This is a genomic window from Modestobacter caceresii (assembly GCF_000761485.1).
GTDB classification, from domain to species: Bacteria; Actinomycetota; Actinomycetes; order Mycobacteriales; family Geodermatophilaceae; genus Modestobacter; species Modestobacter caceresii.
This window is the reverse complement of the sequence record NZ_JPMX01000128.1, coordinates 9,812-11,327: the sequence shown is the minus strand read 5'-3', so window position 1 is coordinate 11,327 and position 1,516 is coordinate 9,812. Positions and strand designations below refer to the sequence as shown.

The 1,516-nt window shown below is 74.4% G+C and carries 2 protein-coding genes; both read right to left on the bottom strand.

Annotated features, from left to right (window positions below):
* Window positions 1–151 (bottom strand): DUF3040 domain-containing protein (locus IN07_RS24985; protein WP_036341244.1); only part of this gene is annotated, 151 nt, incomplete at its 3' end.
* Window positions 152–315: 164 nt separating this feature from the next.
* Window positions 316–1,516: DNA polymerase IV (dinB, locus tag IN07_RS22990; protein ID WP_036341236.1), on the bottom strand; the 1,201-nt coding region annotated here is incomplete at its 5' end.

The following is a 1,516-nucleotide window of genomic DNA, read 5'->3' as shown; positions in this document are numbered from 1 at the left end:
CGACCACCAGGACGGCGCCCAGTTGGAGCTTGCGGCGGGCCTTCTGTCGCCGGTCGCCGGTACGGACGGTCGAGGCGAACTTCGGATCGTCATCGACGAGGGCGCGCTCGATCTGCTCCAGCAGACGCTGCTCGTGCTCGGAGAGCGGCACGTCGACCTCCAGGTACAAGTGCAAGAAACCACCGGCGGCAGTCCGCCCGCGGTGACACCGAGGATACGAGCCGTTTGCGGCCTGCGAAAGGCGAGTCGCCGTCGACACTCCCGGCGATACCCCGGTCGGCACCGCGCAGCGTCCCCGTCGGGCAGACGGCCAGCTCAGCGGGGCGTTCCCGGAGACGGGTCGCGCGCAACCGGACCGGCGCCCGGGACCTGCCGGCGGCCGAGCAGGGTGGCCGGCCGGACGGCACCGGCCCCGAAGCGCCGGGCGGCCCGGTCGGCGGCCAGCTCGGCGTCCCGCCGGCCGTGCTCGCGAGCCCCCAGCTCGAGCTGGCGGGCGGTCGCCTCGGCCTCCACCAGCCCCTCGGCCCGCACCTCGACCAGCCGGATGCGCGCCCGGTCCAGCCCCAGGGCGTCGAAGAGCGTGCGGGCGGTGTCGTACAGCTCCTGACCCACGTCGGTGGGGACCTTCAGCGTGCGGGAGCGGGTGATCGTGGTGAAGTCGGCGAAGCGGATCTTCACGGTCACCGTGCGGGCCAGGTGACCGGTCGAGCGCAGGCGCCCCGCCGTCCGCTCCGCCAGGTGCAGCAGCTCCCGGTGGATCACCTGCGGGTCGTCGACGTCGGTGCCGAAGGTCTCCTCGGCGCCGGTGGACCGGTCGGGCTCGTCGGGGACCACCCGCCGGGGGTCCCGCCCCCAGGCGAGCTCGTGCAGGTGGCTGCCGGCCGCCTGGCCCACCGCCCGCTGCAGGGTCCGTGCCGGCACGTGCGCCAGGTCGCCGACGGTCCGCAGGCCCAGCCGGAGCAGCACCTCCTCGGTCTTGGGACCGACGCCCCACAGGGCGCCCACCGGCAGCGGGTGCAGGAAGTCCATGACCTCGGCCGGTGGCACCACCAGCAGCCCGTCGGGCTTGGCCCGGGTGGAGGCCAGCTTGGCCACGAACTTGCTGCCGGCCACCCCGACCGAGCAGGTGATCCCCTGCTCGTCGTAGACCCGGGCACGGATGTACTCCCCGATCGCGACCGGGTCGCCCAGCCGGCGGCCGCTGCCGGAGACGTCGAGGAAGGCCTCGTCCAGGCTCAGCGGCTCGACCAGCGGGGTGAGGGAGCGGAACAGCGCCATCACCGAGCGGGACACCTCGGTGTAGAGGTCGAGGTCGCCGGGGAGCACGGTGGCGGTCGGGCACAGGCGCAGCGCCCGGGAGGTCGGCATGGCGCTGTGCACCCCGTACCGGCGGGCCTCGTAGGTGGCCGAGGTGACGACCCCACGGTTGCCCACCCCGCCGACGATGACCGGCGTGCCGGCCAGCTCGGGGTGTCGGCGCACCTCGACGCTGGCGAAGAAGGCGTCCATGTCGACG